This is a genomic window from Streptomyces sp. HD (assembly GCF_028369295.1).
Lineage (GTDB): Bacteria > Actinomycetota > Actinomycetes > Streptomycetales > Streptomycetaceae > Streptomyces.
Genome location: NZ_JAQMYP010000059.1, coordinates 46,128 through 62,907 on the forward strand (window position 1 = coordinate 46,128; position 16,780 = coordinate 62,907).

At 71.2% G+C, this 16,780-nt stretch carries 15 protein-coding genes and 2 pseudogenes; 14 read left to right on the forward strand and 3 right to left on the reverse strand.

Going from position 1 to position 16,780, the window contains the following annotated elements; genetic code table 11:
- Nucleotides 1-3: 3 nt before the first annotated feature.
- From POF73_RS38775 to POF73_RS38805, 7 genes and pseudogenes are all read left to right on the forward strand, one after another.
- Complete coding sequence (locus POF73_RS38775) at nucleotides 4-837, forward strand: carbohydrate ABC transporter permease (protein WP_272124038.1); 834 nt, start codon at nucleotides 4-6, stop codon at nucleotides 835-837.
- Nucleotides 838-852: 15 nt separating this feature from the next.
- Nucleotides 853-2,478, forward strand: a complete 1,626-nt coding sequence (locus POF73_RS38780; RefSeq protein ID WP_272124039.1) for a beta-N-acetylhexosaminidase — start codon at nucleotides 853-855, stop codon at nucleotides 2,476-2,478.
- A gap of 226 nt (nucleotides 2,479-2,704) precedes the next feature.
- Nucleotides 2,705-3,598 (forward strand): FAD binding domain-containing protein, encoded by an 894-nt coding sequence (locus POF73_RS38785; protein ID WP_272124040.1) that lies wholly within the window; start codon nucleotides 2,705-2,707, stop codon nucleotides 3,596-3,598.
- Nucleotides 3,595-5,322 (forward strand): 2Fe-2S iron-sulfur cluster-binding protein, encoded by a 1,728-nt coding sequence (locus POF73_RS38790; RefSeq protein ID WP_272124041.1) that lies wholly within the window; start codon nucleotides 3,595-3,597, stop codon nucleotides 5,320-5,322. The genes POF73_RS38785 and POF73_RS38790 overlap by 4 nt, the downstream gene beginning before the upstream one ends.
- Nucleotides 5,319-7,628, forward strand: coding sequence for a xanthine dehydrogenase family protein molybdopterin-binding subunit (locus POF73_RS38795; RefSeq protein WP_272124042.1), 2,310 nt, complete (start codon nucleotides 5,319-5,321; stop codon nucleotides 7,626-7,628). The genes POF73_RS38790 and POF73_RS38795 overlap by 4 nt, the downstream gene beginning before the upstream one ends.
- Before the next feature lie 303 nt (nucleotides 7,629-7,931).
- Nucleotides 7,932-9,131 carry an SUKH-4 family immunity protein gene (locus POF73_RS38800; protein ID WP_272124044.1) on the forward strand — a complete coding sequence of 400 codons (1,200 nt, stop codon included), beginning with the start codon at nucleotides 7,932-7,934 and terminating at the stop codon, nucleotides 9,129-9,131.
- Between the two features lie 176 nt (nucleotides 9,132-9,307).
- Nucleotides 9,308-9,481 (forward strand): annotated as a pseudogene (locus POF73_RS38805) (GNAT family N-acetyltransferase); the annotation flags it as partial.
- A gap of 206 nt (nucleotides 9,482-9,687) precedes the next feature.
- On the opposite strand, the gene POF73_RS38810 reads toward POF73_RS38805, so the two are convergent.
- The 3 genes from POF73_RS38810 to POF73_RS38820 form a co-directional block, all read right to left on the reverse strand.
- A complete protein-coding gene (locus POF73_RS38810) occupies nucleotides 9,688-10,926 on the reverse strand; it encodes an LPXTG cell wall anchor domain-containing protein (protein ID WP_272124046.1) in 1,239 nt (412 codons plus the stop codon).
- A gap of 325 nt (nucleotides 10,927-11,251) precedes the next feature.
- The gene (locus tag POF73_RS38815; RefSeq protein ID WP_272124047.1) at nucleotides 11,252-11,929 is read right to left on the reverse strand and encodes an ATP-binding protein; all 678 of its coding nucleotides are present in this window, start codon (nucleotides 11,927-11,929) and stop codon (nucleotides 11,252-11,254) included.
- A complete protein-coding gene (locus POF73_RS38820) occupies nucleotides 11,926-12,684 on the reverse strand; it encodes a GntR family transcriptional regulator (protein WP_272124048.1) in 759 nt (252 codons plus the stop codon). Before POF73_RS38820 ends, POF73_RS38815 begins: the two co-directional genes overlap by 4 nt.
- A 628-nt stretch (nucleotides 12,685-13,312) precedes the next feature.
- Here POF73_RS38820 and POF73_RS38825 point away from each other — a divergent pair.
- The 7 genes and pseudogenes from POF73_RS38825 to POF73_RS38855 all read left to right on the forward strand — a co-directional run.
- Nucleotides 13,313-13,693, forward strand: coding sequence for a RapZ C-terminal domain-containing protein (locus POF73_RS38825; RefSeq protein ID WP_272124049.1), 381 nt, complete (start codon nucleotides 13,313-13,315; stop codon nucleotides 13,691-13,693).
- A gap of 106 nt (nucleotides 13,694-13,799) precedes the next feature.
- Nucleotides 13,800-13,964: a hypothetical protein gene (locus tag POF73_RS38830; protein WP_272124050.1), complete on the forward strand. Its 165-nt coding sequence runs from the start codon at nucleotides 13,800-13,802 to the stop codon at nucleotides 13,962-13,964.
- A 195-nt stretch (nucleotides 13,965-14,159) separates the two neighbouring features.
- Nucleotides 14,160-14,429 carry a DUF6284 family protein gene (locus tag POF73_RS38835; protein ID WP_272124051.1) on the forward strand — a complete coding sequence of 90 codons (270 nt, stop codon included), beginning with the start codon at nucleotides 14,160-14,162 and terminating at the stop codon, nucleotides 14,427-14,429.
- Complete coding sequence (locus tag POF73_RS38840) at nucleotides 14,426-15,544, forward strand: conjugal transfer protein (protein ID WP_272124052.1); 1,119 nt, start codon at nucleotides 14,426-14,428, stop codon at nucleotides 15,542-15,544. The genes POF73_RS38835 and POF73_RS38840 overlap by 4 nt, the downstream gene beginning before the upstream one ends.
- Nucleotides 15,544-15,891 carry an RRQRL motif-containing zinc-binding protein gene (locus POF73_RS38845; protein WP_272124053.1) on the forward strand — a complete coding sequence of 116 codons (348 nt, stop codon included), beginning with the start codon at nucleotides 15,544-15,546 and terminating at the stop codon, nucleotides 15,889-15,891. Before POF73_RS38840 ends, POF73_RS38845 begins: the two co-directional genes overlap by 1 nt.
- A gap of 1 nt (nucleotide 15,892) precedes the next feature.
- Nucleotides 15,893-16,210: a hypothetical protein gene (locus tag POF73_RS38850; protein WP_272124054.1), complete on the forward strand. Its 318-nt coding sequence runs from the start codon at nucleotides 15,893-15,895 to the stop codon at nucleotides 16,208-16,210.
- Between the two features lie 108 nt (nucleotides 16,211-16,318).
- Nucleotides 16,319-16,780: pseudogene (locus POF73_RS38855) on the forward strand (ATP-binding protein); the annotation flags it as partial.

Sequence of the window (16,780 nt, forward strand, 5' to 3'; positions counted from 1 at the left end):
GCCATGACACTTGTCCGCCGCCCCTGGCGGCTGTTCGCGGAGGCGTCCGCGGTGCTGATCGCCGTGGTGGTGGCCTTTCCGCTCTACTGGATGGTGCTCGGCGCCTTCAAACCGGCCGGGGAGATCGAGTCGAGCGAGCCGCGGCCGTGGACGCTGGACCCTTCCCTGGATTCCTTCCGGCGTGTCTTCGAGCAGAACGAATTCGGCCGTTACTTCCTCAACAGCCTTGTCGTCGCGTGCAGTGTCGTGATCGTCTCGGCGTTGATCGCGTTTCTCGCGGCGACCGCGGTGACACGATTCCGCTTCCGGTTCCGGACCACCTTGCTGATCATGTTTCTGGTGGCCCAGATGGTGCCCGTGGAGGCGCTGACGATCCCCCTGTTCTTCCTCATGCGGGACTTCGGCCAACTGAACACGCTGGGCTCGCTGATCCTGCCGCACATCGCCTTCTCGCTGCCCTTCGCGATCTGGATGCTGCGAGGGTTTGTGAAGGCCGTTCCGGAGGCCCTGGAGGAGGCCGCGTACATCGACGGGGCGAGCCGGTCGCGATTCCTGTGGCAGATCCTTTTCCCGCTGGTCTTCCCGGGGCTCGTGGCCACCAGCGTGTTTTCCTTCATCTCCGCCTGGAACGACTTCCTGTTCGCCAAGTCCTTCATCATCAGCGACACCTCGCAGTCGACCCTGCCGATGGCCCTGCTCGTCTTCTACAAGCCGGACGAGCCGGACTGGGGCGGGGTGATGGCGGCGTCCACGGTGATGACGATTCCGGTGCTGATCTTCTTCGTACTGGTACAGCGGCGCCTGGTGTCCGGGCTCGGCGGCGCGGTCAAGGAGTGAAAGGTGTGCTCATTCATGGATCTCATTCCGGCACCTCGGCAGATGGAGCGAGCCGAGGGCTTCCACGAACTCGGCGACAGCTTCGGGATCGAGGCCGGGCCGGGCACCGAGGACACCGCGCGCTGGCTGCGCGCGACCCTCGGCGCGGCGACCGGGCTCGCGCTGCCGCCCAAGAAGGGCGACGAGTACGACGTCCTCCATCTGTCCGTCCGGCCCGGCCTCGACGCCGAGGCGTACCGCCTGGTCGTCGCCCCCCACGGCGTCCACATCCAGGGCGGCTCGCCCGCCGGTGTCTTCTGGGGCGCCCAGACGCTGCGCCAGCTCCTCGGCCCGGACGCCTTCCGGCGCGCACCCCTTCCCGGCCGTACGTGGCGGCTGCCTCTGACGGAGATCCGGGACGCCCCCCGATTCCGCTGGCGCGGCCTCATGCTCGACGTCGCCCGGCACTTCATGCCCAAGGACGGCGTGCTGCGCTACCTCGACCTGATGGCCGCCCACAAACTCAACGTCTTCCACTTCCATCTGACGGACGACCAGGGCTGGCGCATCGAGATCGAGAAGTACCCCCGGCTCATCGAGGTCGGCTCCTGGCGGGCGCGCACGAAATTCGGCCATCGGGCCTCCCCGCTGTGGGACGAGAAGCCACACGGTGGCCACTACACCCGGGACGACATCCGCGAGATCGTCGCGTACGCCGCCGAGCGGCATATCACCGTCGTCCCGGAAATCGACGTACCCGGACACTCGCAGGCCGCCATCGCCGCGTACCCGGAACTCGGCAACACCGACGTCATCACTGCATCCATTGAGGGGGGCTCCGCGCTCTCCGTCTGGGACACCTGGGGGATCAGTCCGAACGTACTCGCCCCCACTGACAACACCCTGCGGTTCTACGAGGGGGTGTTCGAGGAAGTCCTGGAGCTGTTCCCCTCGGAGTTCATTCACGTCGGGGGTGACGAATGCCTCAAGGACCAGTGGCGGCAGTCGCCCACCGCGCAGCGGCGCATCCGGGAACTCGGGCTGAACGACGAGGACGAACTCCAGGCCTGGTTCATCGGTCACTTCGACAACTGGCTCTCCGCGCGCGGGCGCAGACTCATCGGCTGGGACGAGATCCTGGAGGGCGGGCTCGCCAAGGGCGCGGCGGTGTCGTCCTGGCGCGGATACGCGGGCGGCATCGCGGCGGCCCGCGCGGGCCACGACGTCGTCATGTGCCCCGAGCAGCAGGTGTATCTGGACCACCGGCAGCACGAAGGCGCGGACGAGCCGGTCCCCATCGGCTACGTCCGCACCCTGGAGGACGTCTACCGGTTCGAGCCCGTTCCCTCGGAGTTGACACCGGACGAGGCCCGGCACGTGCTCGGCACGCAGGCCAACGTGTGGACCGAGGTGATGGAGGACCACACGCGCGTGGACTACCAGACGTTCCCGCGCCTCGCCGCCTTCGCCGAGGTGGCCTGGAGCCGCCTGTCCGCCCCGGCGGAACGGGACTTCACCGGCTTCGAGCGGCGGATGGTCGCCCATTACCGGCGACTTGACGCCCTGGGGGTCGCCTACCGGCCGCCCGCGGGGCCGCGGCCCTGGCAGATGCGCCCCGGAGTGCTCGGCCGGCCGATCGACGGCCCGCCCCCGAACAGATAATGGAAAAAAACCGGCAAGGGGTCACCGAAGAGTGTCAATCGGTGCGCACCGGAGATGCCGTGCGAAAACGGACCATCCCCCTGATCACGTGGGCGAATGCCTCCTAGCGGACCCCTGTCTTCGTGCCCTGCGAAGATGTGCCAGAGTTGCCACGTCCGCCCTGTCAGCACGTACCGTACGGCAACACAGGTGGGACCAGGTGGGGCAGCGGGAAGGGGCAGTCGGTTTGACCACGAGCGCACCGCAGGCGGCGCAGGCCGTCACGCTGCCCACGACGCTGGACGAGGCCGTGGCGGCGCTCACCGCCATGCCCGCCGCCGTCCCGGTGGCGGGCGGCACCGATCTCATGGCCGCCGTCAACTCCGGTCAGCTCAGGCCCGCCGCACTGGTCGGTCTCGGCAAGATCAGTGAGATCCGCGGCTGGCAGTACCAGGACGGCCACGCCCTGCTCGGCGCCGGCCTCACACACGCGCGCATGGGCCGCCCCGACTTCGCCGCCCTGATCCCGGCGCTCGCGGCCGCCGCGCGCGCCGCGGGCCCGCCGCAGATCCGCAACGCGGGCACCCTCGGCGGCAACATCGCCTCGGCGTCCCCGACCGGTGACGCGCTGCCGGTCCTCGCCGCCCTCGAAGCGACCCTGATCATCGCGGGCCCGGGCGGAGCCCGCCGGGAGATCCCGGTGTCGCACCTGCTGGCCGGCATGGAGATGCTGCGCGCCGGCGAACTCATCGGCTACGTGCGCGTGCCGCTGCTGCACGCCCCGCAGGTCTTCCTCAAGGCCACCGGCCGCACCGGCCCGGGGCGTTCCATGGCGTCCGTCGCGGTCGTCCTCGACCCCGCCCGGCGCGGAGTCAGGTGCGCCGTGGGTGCCATAGCGCCGATGCCGCTCAGGCCCCTGGAGGCCGAGCACTGGGTAGCCCAGCTGATCGACTGGGACAACAGCCGCGCGATCGTCCCGGAGGCGCTCCAGGCCTTCGGGGAGTACGTCGCCGCGGCCTGCATCCCCGACCCGACACCGGCCGAGGACGGCTCCGTACAACAGCATCCGCCCGCCGTACTGCACCTGCGGCGCACCGTCGCCGCGCTGGCCCGACGAGCACTGGGGAGGGCGCTGTCGTGACCGACGACCAGCACGGAGAGGGCGCGCCCCAGGGGGCGGGCCGCTGGGATCCGCTGCCCCAGGGCGAGTACGACGACGGCGCCACCGCCTTCGTCAAACTCCCCGAAGGGGGCATCGACGCCCTCCTGGCCTCCGACACCCCGCTGGCCGCGCCGGGACACGGGTACGTCCCGCCGCGGATAGCGGCCACGCAGGCCCCGGGCACCGACCCCGCGGCCCCCGGCGGCTGGCCGGTCGCCGGTGCGCCCGCCGAGGGTGCCCAGTGGCCCGACCCGAACGCCGCCGCGCAGGACACGGGCAGCGGCCAGTTCACGTACAACCCCGGGGCCACCCAGCAGTGGAACTTCTCGGAGACCGCGGCGGGCCAGGCCGGCCAGGAGGCCGCCGCGGCGCCCGGGCACGATGTCACCGGGCAGTGGTCGATCCCCGTCGCCGACGGTGACCTTCCCGACGAATCGGGCGAGTTCACCACGTCGTCGCTGGTCGAGCAGTGGGGCGGCACCCCGCCGGCCACGCTGCCGGGCGGCGCGCCCGCCCCGTGGGCCACGCAGGCCACCGGGCAGCCGTGGGGACAGCACGCGCAGGCCGCGCAGGAGCAGGCCCAGTCGGCGGCGCACGGCGGGGACCTGTCCGTCGCACAGCCCGACGCGCAGGCCCCGGCGCACCCGCAGCACACACCCGGCTCGCACCCTGACGAGCAGGCCGTGCGGGCGCCGGGGCAGCCCGGCCCAGACGCGCACACGCGTGTGGCGCCCTCCGACCCGCACGCGCGCGTGGCGCCCACCGGGGCCGACCCGGCCGGGCACCCGCACGAGCGGTCCGCCGAGCCCGCCGGGGAGGTGTCCGCGGAGGCGTTCACCCGCCCGCGTCCCGAGGCCGCGCAGCCCGCCGCCGGAGCCCCTGAGGCCGCCGACGACACGCAGGGCGCCCCGGAGTCCCGGCAGCCCGCCGAGGCCGCCGACGGCTCCGCCGAGTCCCCTGCGGACGCCGCCCCCGACACCGCCACGGCCGCCGAGCCCGAGACGGAGACCGCCGAGGAGCCCGCACCGGACGCCGCTTCCGACGACGCACCGCCGCCCACCGGCGAGGAACACCCCCTCGCCTCCTACGTCCTGCGGGTCAACAGTGTCGAGCGGCCCGTGTCGGACGCCTGGATCGGTGAGTCGCTGCTCTACGTGCTGCGTGAGCGGCTCGGCCTGGCGGGCGCCAAGGACGGCTGCTCACAGGGCGAGTGCGGGGCGTGCAACGTGCAGGTCGACGGACGGCTCGTCGCGTCCTGCCTGGTGCCGGCCGTGACCGCCGCCGGCAGCGAGGTCCGTACCGTCGAGGGCCTCGCCGAGGACGGACAGCCCTCCGACGTGCAGCGGGCGCTCGCGCGATGCGGCGCCGTGCAGTGCGGCTTCTGTGTGCCGGGCATGGCGATGACCGTGCACGACCTGCTGGAGGGCAACCCGGCGCCGACCGAGCTGGAGACCCGCCAGGCGCTGTGCGGCAACCTGTGCCGCTGCTCCGGCTACCGGGGTGTCGTCCAGGCCGTCCAGGAGGTCGTCGCCGAGCGCGAGGCGCAGACGGCGGCGGACGAGCCCGAACGGAACGGCGACGAGCCGCGTATCCCTCACCAGGCGGGCCCGGGGGCCGGCGGGGTCAACCCGTCGGCGTTCGAGGCGCCGGGTGCCCGCGGACCGCATGACCAGGCGTACGGACAGGACGGAGGCCAGGCGTGAGCAACGAAGCCGCCACCGCGACCACAGCCGCGGAGGCAGCACCCGCCTCCGAGCCGATCCCGCACGGCATCGGCGCCGCCCTGCCGCCCGCCGACGCCCGCGCCAAGACCGAGGGCACCTTCCCGTACGCGGCCGACCTGTGGGCCGAGGGCCTGCTGTGGGCGGCCGTCCTGCGCTCGCCGCACCCGCACGCGCGCATCAAGTCCATCGACACGTCCCACGCGCGCGAGATGCCCGGCGTACGGGCCGTCGTCACGCACGAGGACGTGCCGGGCAGCCCACTGCTGGGCCGCGGCAAGGCCGACCGTCCGGTCTTCGCCTCCGAGGTCGTACGCCACCACGGCGAGCCCATCGCCGCCGTCGCCGCCGACCACCCGGACACCGCACGGCTGGCCGCCGCCGCCGTCATCGTCGAGTACGAGGTGCTCGACCCGGTGACCGACCCCGAGCAGGCCTTCGAGGCCGAGCCGCTGCACCCCGACGGCAACCTGATCCGCCACATCCCGCTGCGCCACGGCGACCCCGACGCGGCCGGCGACATCGTCGTCGAGGGCCTGTACCGCATCGGCCGCCAGGACCCGGCGCCCATCGGCGCCGAGGCGGGCCTCGCCGTGCCGCGGCCCGACGGGGGCGTGGAGCTCTACCTGGCCTCGACCGACCCGCACACCGACCGCGACCGGGCCGCCGCCTGCTACGGACTGGAACCCGAGCGCGTCAAGGTCGTCGTCACCGGCGTCCCCGGCGCCACCGCCGACCGCGAGGACCAGGGCTTCCAGCTCCCCCTCGGCCTGCTGGCGCTGAAGACCGGCTGCCCGGTGAAGCTGACGGCCACGCGCGAGGAGTCCTTCCTCGGCCACACCCACCGGCACCCCACCCTGCTCCGGTACCGCCACCACGCGGATGCCGAGGGCAAGCTCGTCAAGGTCGAGGCGCAGATCCTGCTGGACGCGGGCGCGTACGCCGACACGTCGTCCGACGCCCTGGCCGCCGCGGTCGGCTTCGCCTGCGGGCCGTACGTCGTCCCGAACGCCTTCATCGAGGGCTGGGCGGTACGCACCAACAACCCGCCCTCCGGTCATGTGCGCGGCGAGGGCGCCATGCAGGTGTGCGCCGCCTACGAGGCGCAGATGGACAAGCTGGCCAAGAAGCTCGGCGTGGACCCGGCCGAGCTGCGCCTGCGCAACGCCATGGCCACCGGCGACGTACTCCCGACCGGCCAGACGGTGACCTGCCCGGCCCCGGTCGCGGAGCTGTTGCAGGCCGTCCGCGACCACCCCCTTCCGGCCCTCCCCAAGGACACCCCCGAGGACGAGTGGCTGCTGCCCGGCGGCCCCGAGGGCGCGGGCGAACCGGGTGCCGTGCGCCGTGGGGTGGGCTACGGCCTGGGCATGGTGCACATGCTCGGAGCCGAGGGCGCGGACGAGGTCTCCACGGCGACGGTGAAGGTCCACGACGGTGTCGCGACGGTGCTCTGCGCCGCCGTCGAGACCGGCCAGGGCTTCACCACGCTCGCCCGGCAGATCGTCCAGGAGACGCTGGGCATCGACGAGGTGCACGTGGCGCCCGTCGACACCGACCAGCCCCCGGCGGGTGCCGGCTGCCGCGGCCGCCACACCTGGGTGTCGGGCGGTGCGGTGGAGCGGGCCGCCAAGATGGTCCGTACGCAACTGCTCCAGCCCCTGGCGCACAAGTTCGGCATGTCCACCGAGCTGCTCCAGATCACCGACGGCAAGATCACGTCGTACGACGGCGTCCTGTCGACCACCGTCACCGAGGCGATGGACGGCAAGGAACTGTGGGCGACGGCCCAGTGCCGCCCCCACCCGACCGAACCGCTGAACGACGTCGGCCAGGGCGATGCCTTCGTGGGCATGTCCTTCTGCGCGATCCGCGCGGTGGTCGACGTCGACATCGAGCTCGGCTCGGTACGCGTCGTCGAGCTGGCGCTCGCCCAGGACGTCGGCCGGGTGCTGAACCCGGCCCAGCTTCAGGCGCGTATCGAGGCGGGCGTGACGCAGGGCGTGGGCATCGCGCTCACGGAGAACCTGCGCTCGGCCCGCGGCCTGATCCGCCACCCGGACCTGACGGGCTACTCCCTGCCGACGGCCCTGGACGCACCCGACCTCCGGATCGTGAAGCTGGTCGAGGAACGGGACGTGGTCGCCCCCTTCGGTGCGAAGGCGGTGAGCGCGGTGCCGGTGGTGACATCACCGGCAGCCATCGCATCGGCGGTACGCGCCGCCACGGGCCGCCCGGTGAACCGCCTGCCGATCCGGCCGCAGGCGGCGGTGGTGACGGGGCAGTGACCCCGTCCCGGCCGTCCTGCCGTTTGCGGCGGCCGGGAAGCCGTCGGCCGCGCAGCCGTTGAGCTGGGCAAGCGATTGTGGCGGGGTGGGAATGCTCAAGGATGTGCTGAGCGTCCTACTGGTGTGAAGCGCTGTCAGTGGGCGCGCCGGGACGGGGCGTCAGTGGTGGGCGCGCTGGTCCGGGGGCGTTGTCAGTGGTGGCGCGTAATGTTCTGAGCAGTGGGACGGCCGCCGAACCCGGTGGGCTGGTCGATCGGCTGTTTCCTGCCCGGGGGCTGCGAGCGAGCACATGCGGGGGATTCCATGAGCACGACGATTACGACCTACGCCGGTGATACGGCGATCATCCTGACCGAGACCCAACTGGATCCGTACGTCACACACGCGTTGACGCGCAGCTGGCTCACCGGCCCCGGACTGCCGTGCGGCAGCGGCGTGTTGAGCTTCGCCGAGCTGTGCCGCGAGGGCCTGCGGACGGTGGCGGACTCGACGGGCGACCCGGAAGACCGGCTGGCCGCGGAGCTGCGGGAGCAGCTGGTGATAGGCGGACTGCTGGGCCCCGGCGCCCTGGAGACGGAGTCGGTCCTGCTGGACGGCGCGACGGGCGAGATCTCGACGACGTACTTCCTGCACGACCGCCCCGACCTGATGGACCGCCGCCCGCTGGCACCGTCCCTGCGGACGCTGGTCCGCTTCGCGGAGGCGACGGACGAACTGGCGGGCCTGCGCGGCCAGTTCGCCTCCTACGTCGGCCGCTACGGCCCGAAGGCGGTCGCGGACGCGTCGCGGCACCTGCTGGCGGTGTTCGAGGACGGCACGGACGGCGAGCCCGCGCCGTTCTGGAAGATGGCGGCCCTGATCCGCCCGCTCGCGCTCGTGGCGGGCCGGGCCGGAGTGTCGGGACTGGCCCTGGACCTGCCCCGGCGGCTCCTGGACCAGGAGTTCGGCCAGGGCAGGGTGGTGCGCTTCGAGGAGGTCGACTTCCCCGCCACGCTCACCCACGAGCCGACCCGCCGCTTCCTGCGCGAGGTGGGCCTGCCGGAGGACGGCTACCTGTTCTCCCTCGACACGGACGTCCCCCTCGCGACGCTGGCCGAGTACTACGCCGATGTCGACCCCACGGCCGAACTCCCCTCTCACGCCGCCCACTTGATCCGCCTCGGTCATCTCGTCGAGGACAACAGCCTGGTCATCGACGGCGAGACGGGCGCGGTCCTGAACTGGAGCGAGCCCGAGGCGAGGCTGTTCCCGCTGAACACCGACATCTCGACCCTCGCCTTCACGCTCTGGCTGCTGCACCGCGAGCAGGCGATCGACGATGAGTCGGGCCACGAGCTGTCGACCGACACCTACGACCAGCTGGCCATGACGATGCTGCAGGTCCTGTCGACGGTCGACCCGACCGGCGTCACCGCGGCGGACAGGGACGGCCGGCACTACTGGACGGAGGTGTTCCAGGACGAGGCGAGCGGCGTGCTGGAGTCGGTGGGCGGGGTGCGGTGAGCCGGATCGACCGCGCCCCGACGGACGACGTGATCGTCCGCCCGGCCGAACCGGGGGAGTTGACGGCCGTCGCGGGACTGCGGTGGCGATGGATCCAGGAGAACGACGGCGCCGCACCGGAGGACGTCGGCCGAGAGGACTTCATACGCCACTTCGTCCTGTGGGCCGGGGAGAACGTGTCCTCGCACCGCTGCATGGTCCTCGTCAGCGATGACCTGGGGATCATCGGCATGGCCTGGCTGGCGGTCGTCCACCGCGTGCCGACGCCGCGCGCGCTGCACCGGGCGTCCGGTGACCTCCAGTGCGTGTACGTCATCCCCGAGGCGCGCGACACCGGGCTGGGCGGACGGCTGATCACCGAGACCCTGGCCAGGGCGAAGGACCTCGGGCTGGAGCGGGTCACGGTCCACTCCTCACCCCGCGCGCTGCATCCATCATCGAGCTCCGCTCGCGGGCGGCATACGCCCGCCAGGGCTTCGAGAACTCGCCGCGCCTGCTCCAGGCCCGGGTGTCGTCGTAGCGCAGCCCGTAGTGCTGCCGTAGCGCTGGGCCCGCGTCAGGAGGACGTGGAGGTTGCGCGGCGACGGCGTACGGCGATGACCAGGGCGGCGCCGAGGGCTGCTGCGGCGGCTGCGGCGCCGGCGAGGAGCGGGGTGTTGCCGGAGCCGGTGCTGGCCAGGTTGCCGTCGACGGACCCGGATGTGGAGCCGCTGGTCGAGGTGCCGGTCGATGAGGAGCCGGTGGTTCCCGTCCCGCCTGTCCCGCCGGTGCCGCCGGTGGACTGGCCGTCGGGGGCGTTGCCGTCGCCGCCGGTGCTGGAGCCGCCGTCCGTCGGGTCGTCGGAGGGGGTGGGGCCGGCCTCGTTGTCGGTGGGGATGGCGACGCGGATCTGGGCCTTGTCGTTGGCGGGATTCCTGTCGAAGGCGGGGTGGATGTCGTACACGGAGGTCGCCTTCACCTCACCGGTGGTGGTCTTGGTGTCGTCCCCGATCTCCAGCATGAACGTGAAGGAGAGGGACTCGCCGACGTCGATGGTGTGGTCGGCGGGCCAGCACACGTACCTGGGCCTGCCCGGCGTTCCCCCGGGCCCGGACGGGCCGTCGATCGCGAACGGTGCGCATTCCTCGGGCACCTGGGAGGCGAGGGTGCCCGGCGGGATCTGCACCATGAGCGCCGGCTGGTCGTCGCTCTCCTGGTTCTGGATCCAGCCGGGGCCGTCGTTGCGGAGCTGCACCGTGACGGACTGCCGGTTGCCTGCGAGGGCCTCGGTGTCCTCACCGACGGCGACGAGGTCGGCGGAGCTGTCCGCGGTCAGGTTCAGCCGCCGGTGACTGCCGTCGAACCCCTCGCCCGGGGCCTCGCCGGTGGGGCCGGTGCCGTACTCCACGGCCTCCATCAGCGCGTGGGGCAACGCCTTGAACCGGACCGGAGTCTCGACGGAGGCGCCGGGCTCGATGACGGTGTCGAGCTCGCAGAGGGCCTGTCTGACCTGGTCCTCGACGGTGGAGTAGGTGCAGCCCTGCACGACCTCGGGGAAGTCGAGCCCCCGGGTCAACCGGATCCGGAAGGTGAGGCCGTCCGCGGGTGCGGTGCCGTTGTTGGTGACGACGACCTTCTTGTCGTACATCTCGCCGGGCTTGGGAGAGGTACGCGGCAGTTCCGAGATCAGCAGAGAGGGCTTCCCCTCCTCGGCATACGCCGCCGGAGCGGCGACCGCGGGAACGGCACCGACGATCGCGGCAGCGGCCACCAAGGCCGTCGAGGGTCGGATGAGCGGGCGCGACTGCTGACGCACGGTTGGTCTCCTCGTCGGAACAGCAAGCACGGCGACCGGACGTTCGCCGTCCAGTCGTGTTCTGGACACCTGACAGGCGTCCAGGGTTGTGCTCCCGTTCGAGGAGAGGACGAACTGGAGGCCGTGGCGGGATTCGAACCCACGTAACTCGCTTTGCAGGTTTGTCCGGGCTGGTCAGAGTGTGATCCAGGGCCGTTCAAGCCCGTTCATTACCGTCGCCCCGCCCGGAGCGTGAACCGTCATGAACGGCTCCGGACGGGGGTGAATGAGACGGAAACTGAGACGGAGTAGCGCGCGCTGACCTGCGTATCTGTGACTTCGAACGTCAGTGGCGAGTGGCTTCCAGAGCCGTGATCACAGCCGCAGTGTCACCTGTGTACACGACGTGCGGTTCGTCTGTCTGAGGGGGGATGAACCGGGTGCGGTACCGCTGAAGGTCGCTCTCAGAGAAGTAGATGGAGTTGGGATCGTTCGCGTGGAATTCGTTGCGCTTGCTGATCCTTGCCCAAAGCTCGTCGTGGGTCGCTGCGAGATAGACGAGCACAGGACTGGCGCCGGCGTCTGTGGCGATGACTCGCCATCGGGCCCGATCCTCCGGGGTCCAAAAGCCGTGGTCAACGACGACATCGTGCCCGGCCTTCAGTTGCTCCCTGAGTTCCGCCGCAACGTCTTCGAGGACCGGCCGCTCAAGGGTGGGGAAGGTACCTCTGGGGAAGTCCACGCCGTAGACGCCATGACGGCGGTACATCTCTTCGTCTGGGCACAGCCGTACGAACCCGCGATCTGTGAGATCGCGGGACAGGGTGGTCTTGCCGGAGCCGGGGAGTCCGGCCATCAGGACGCAGAACGGTGGGCGTGGTGACATCGGTCTCGTCATGGTCTGGGAGATGGCGGCCATCTCTGCTTCGGCTTCGAGCGTGATTGTGCCAGCCCTGCGGGCTGCGAGTAGTGCCCCTAGGCGGTCTTCGAGCACGCTCGTGAGCGTGTCGTCCATGACCGTCACGGGGATACCTCCGATTCTGTGCGCCAGGTGCGGCCAGGTCCCCCGAGGTCCACACCGTATTCCACGACGTTGCCCTCGCTGTCGATGAACTTCGCCGTCATTACGACGACGGGTTCCGTAGGCGGGTTCTCCGGGTCCAACTCCAAGCGCTGGGTGTCTTCCGCTGTCAGCAGTCGCGCTGAGGCGGTGTCGATCCGATGACTGATTGGAAGGCCGGTCGCCTCGGCGATTAGCTGGAGGGAGGTTCCCCCGGTCAATCGCTCGCTCTCCGCCAACTGCGGGATCAGCTTCCCGTATCGAGCCGGAATCCAAGACGTACTGTGCGCCACGATGCCGTGTCGATCCCGGTACACCCGGCTCCGACGAATCACGTCGGAGCGAGGCTCGATGCCCAGAGCCTGCGCCACGTCCAGAGGTGCAGGGACCACGCCCGCCTTGTGCGAGTCAGACCGTTCACCGGACCCCCAACTTGATCCGGTACGACGGCCCCGGTCCTGGCGCTGAGATCCCGACGACATCGGGGCCGGCTGGTCTAGGACTTCCGTTCCGATCCCGTGGATGCCCCGGACCATTCCTTCGTTGCGCAGCTTGCGCAACGCCTTCTCGGCCGTGGCCGTGCTCACGCTCCACTCTTCCGAGAGGTTCTTGATGCTCGGCAGGAGCGTGCCCGGCGGTAGCTGGCCGGACGTGATCAGCTCCGCGTAGTGGGCGGCAATCTTCGCGTATGGCGCTCGATTGTCGGCCTGACCGGCCATTTCGCCAGCTCCCTCGTCTCGGTTCCCTGAGGTTCCCTAGCTTACCGCTTGACACCGCAGGGAACCCTAGGGAACCTTAGGGATGTGCCCGCCGGTCGGATCCCGATCGACGGTCAATGCGCCCCGGTATGCCCGCACTTGAGGCGGGCTTGCCACGCAAGATCAGCGTCAGCGCCCGGAGGAAAGCCCGCAGAGGTGAGTACGAAGGCAGCGTCAGTTGGTTGAGAACTCAATAGAGATTCAAGTCTGGCGGGGGTGTGATTCCCCGTCTCCGCAACGGCCCGGGTGATGGCCGTCGGCGGCCACTTCGAGGCGGGTGAACCTGTCCCGCCCCGCGTGCCAGCTCTGGAGAAACAGCCGTGGGGATCATCCCTTCATTTCTGGAGGTCAACCCCTCGGGTGCCACCTGGTGCGCGCCGCCCTGTTGGCGTCAGAGCAGTGACGATGACGCGCCCGACTCTTCCGGCTCGGGACCGGTGCTCCGTGGCAACGGCGCACCGGTGAAAGCCCGGTCTCACTTCCTTCTGGCTTCGCAGCGTCGATCGCTGCGGCCGGTTGCCTCCGCCGTTCGTCTCGTACGAGCGGCGCTGAGGGGAGCCGGAACACCCCTTCTCTTCCTGGAGTCCCCATGGCTGTTGTCGAGATCGTTTCGTTCGGCTACCTGCACGCCGCTCCGCCGGTCGCTCACCTGACCATCGACCTGCGTCACCACTTCCGCGACCCGCACGTGTCGCCGGAACTGCGGTACATGACCGCCGACGACGAGCCGGTGCGTACCGCCGTGCTGAACACCCCCGGCATCACGGACCTGGTGGAGGCCACCGCCACGGCGGTCACCGCGTTCGCCTCCGGCCCCTCCGCCGGAACCGTGACCATCGCCGACGGATGCGCCGGCGGCCGTCACCGCGCCCCGACCTTCGCTCGCGCCCTGGCTGAGCGGCTGAGCGCCGCCGGACACAGCGTGAGCGTCTCCCACCGCGACATGGCCAAGGCCGTCGTCCAGCGCTGACGCCCGCCCTGCACGCAGCCCTCGCCGGACCGATCCCGGGTCTACGCCTCGAACGCGGGCGAGGGCACGCACCAACCAACCCATTCACCGATCGAGAGGAAACGTCATGGCGGAGCACCGGTTCTTCACATCCGGCAGGAACGACGACCCGAACCGCATCGGGCTGGTGATTGTGGAGGACGTGGACAGCGAGGCGGATGCGTGGCAGGCGGGCTCGGCCTGGCTGGCTGAGAACGGCCGCGGTGAGTACCTGCTCCCCGACGAGAGCTGACGAGAGACGTCACAGCCCCGGTATCCAGCCGCGAGGGCGCGGGATCGAATCCCGCCCGGGGCACTCCGGCCGCTGATCCGCGGCCGCGCCGCACCGCCTGGGTGCGGCTTTCCCCACCAACGGCGCGCGCCCCCGGAGCTGGCACTCCGGGGGCGCTGTTCGGGCCGTAACCACCTGTGGAAGGAACCACGACCCATGAGCCCCATCGTCACTGTTCAGGACGCTGTTACTGCGTTCGCCGACTACATCGAACCCACGGACGCGGAACTGGACGCGATCGAGCAGGAGATGCCCGTGATCCTCGCGGACGTCGACCTGCTGGACGCGCAGATCATCACCCTGGACCGCACCCCGACCGAGCTGGACGCCCGCCGCATCCGCCGCGCCCGCCGCCGGGTGCTGACCGAGCGCCGCGAGCTGGCCAACCGCACGGCCGCCGTGACGCTGCCGGGGGGCGCGGCATGACCCCCGTCAAGCTGACCCGCATTCAGGCCGGGGTGCTGGCCGCCGCGTTCGTCCCGATGCTCGCCACGGGCGTGTTCGGCGGGATCGGCACCTACAGCAACATCGGCCACGCCTACGGCAAGGGAACCGCGCTCGGTGCGCTCGCCGCCGGTGAGGGCGCCACCGCTGTCCTCGCCCTGGTCCTGCTCGGCTTGACCATGCTGGGCCAGTCCTCCCCACGCATCGTGCGGGCGGGGTTGTGGGCGTTGCCGGCGGCTGCCGCTGTCATGGGTGCCATGGCCGCGCCCGACCTGGGGCGCACCGTCATCTACGCCCTGACCCCGATGGGAATGTCCGTCGCAGCGGAGGGCATGGCGTTCCTCGCCCGGCGGATCGTCGTGCACACCGATGGCCGTGACGCGGAGCACGAGCGGCGCACCGCCGACCTGGTCCAGGCACTCGCCTACCACCGCGCTCGCGCCGCTCAGCATCCGACTGGCTGGGTCAGGAAGTGGTCGGAGCTCAAGTCGTGGCGGTTGGCCCGCAGGGTCGGCGTCGGCGACACGGCGCTCGGATCGAGGCTGCTGGACGTGCAGCGCGACCGGGTCACGGCCGGTGCGGATGCCGCGCTCGCGTCGATGTTCGGCGGCATGATTCCCGCTCCCGCCCTCGATCCCGCACCAGTCGCGAATACGGAGGAATCCACCGAGACCGCAATGAAACGGTCTATGGCTGAGCTGCGGGAATCGACCCCGGACCCGGTAGTCACGTTGACCCGGCTGACCGTGCCGGAACCGGTCGCGGTCGACCTGGGCAAGTCGATTCCGCCGCTCAAGCCGATGCCCGCGATCCCCGCCCCGATCGCTCCCGTGATCGAGACGCCCGCGCGGAGCGTTCCGGCAGAGTCGACCCCACCGCGTCGGGCGACCGGCAGGATCCCCGACGCTGCCCGATCCCCCCGCCCCAAGCGCACCCCGGATCAGCTGCTCGATGAGGCACGCAAGGCCACCGCCGGATGGCCGGATGCCAAGGTGACCGGCGAAGGCATCCGCCGTGAGATCCACACCTCGCCCGCCAACGCCCGCAAGCTGCGGGACACCCTGCTCGCTGAGCGGGCCACCGCCACGACGGTCTGATGGCCGCGCTGCCGGTGTACCGGTGGCATCTCGCCCCGGACGGCTACGCCACCCGCCGCCAGCTCCGCGCACGCGGCCTACGGCCCGGCGGGCAGGGTGTGGCCGCGCAGCTGGAACGGCCGCGCCGACGGCGCGGGCCGCTGGTCGCCTACCTCTACAAGGTCGACCTGGCCAAGCCGGTACGGCCGATGACCCCAGCCCGGTGGGCGGCCCTCGCCGCAGCGAACGCTGCCCGCCGCCGCTGCCCGAGCTGCCGGCGTGACGCCGGATACGTCATCCCCACTTCGCTCGGCACCTGTGTGCCCTGCGCCTTTCCCGGCCCGCACGGGCCCGATGGGAGTACCTGACATGGGCAACTCTGAGATCCGCCGCCTGGACCGCGAGATCCACAAGACGACGAAGAAGCTGGAAGCGGTGCAGCGGGGTGAGTGGTGGCCGCTGACCAGCCGTGAACGGCTCGACATGGCGCGCGCGATGGCCGGAGGTGCCCGCAGCGTCCACCGGGGCCGCAGCACGGCAGGTGCGGAGGACCGGATGGACTCCGTCGGTTCGGCTGTCGAGAGGCGGCTGAACGCGGAGCTGTCTGCCCTGCACGGCGAGCGTCAGCGACTGATCACCGAGGCCGCCCGCGCCAAGGCCGCCAAGAAGTCTTCCCGCTGGTTCTGACCAGCCACAACGCCGGGGCGGGGCGCCTCTTTCCACGGACACGACCCGCCCCGGCACCCTCCCGCTACAACTCCCGCCCCCAAACGGGCAGTCAGGAGCACTCCCAGCATGACCGAGAACGTCGTCCACCTCCACAAAACCCCCGACTCCCCGCCTGCTGACGACACGGCCCCCACCGTGCTGACCGTCGTCCCCGACCCGCCGCAGGCGGCCCCGGTGCCGTTGTGGGTGCGCTCCGGACGCGCCATCAAGACGGCCGCCACCCACGAGCGCACCAAGACCGCCGCTCGCACCGTGGTCCGCCACGGGCTCTACACGTTCAACGGGGGCCGGATCGTGGCTCGCCGCACGTGGGACGGTCGTACCGGTGCCCGCTATGAGCGCATGATCCGGGCGGCCGAAGCCGCGGGGAACCATGAGCTGGCGGAGGAGTGGGAGGAGCGGCTGCAGCGCTTCCGCGACGCTCGCCACCGCCGCCGCATGGACCTGCTCCACTCCCCGGTAGAGGCAGCCAAGGGGGTCGCCGTCGGCACCGGGATGGGCATCGGGACGCTGGTCGCGCTCGGGGTG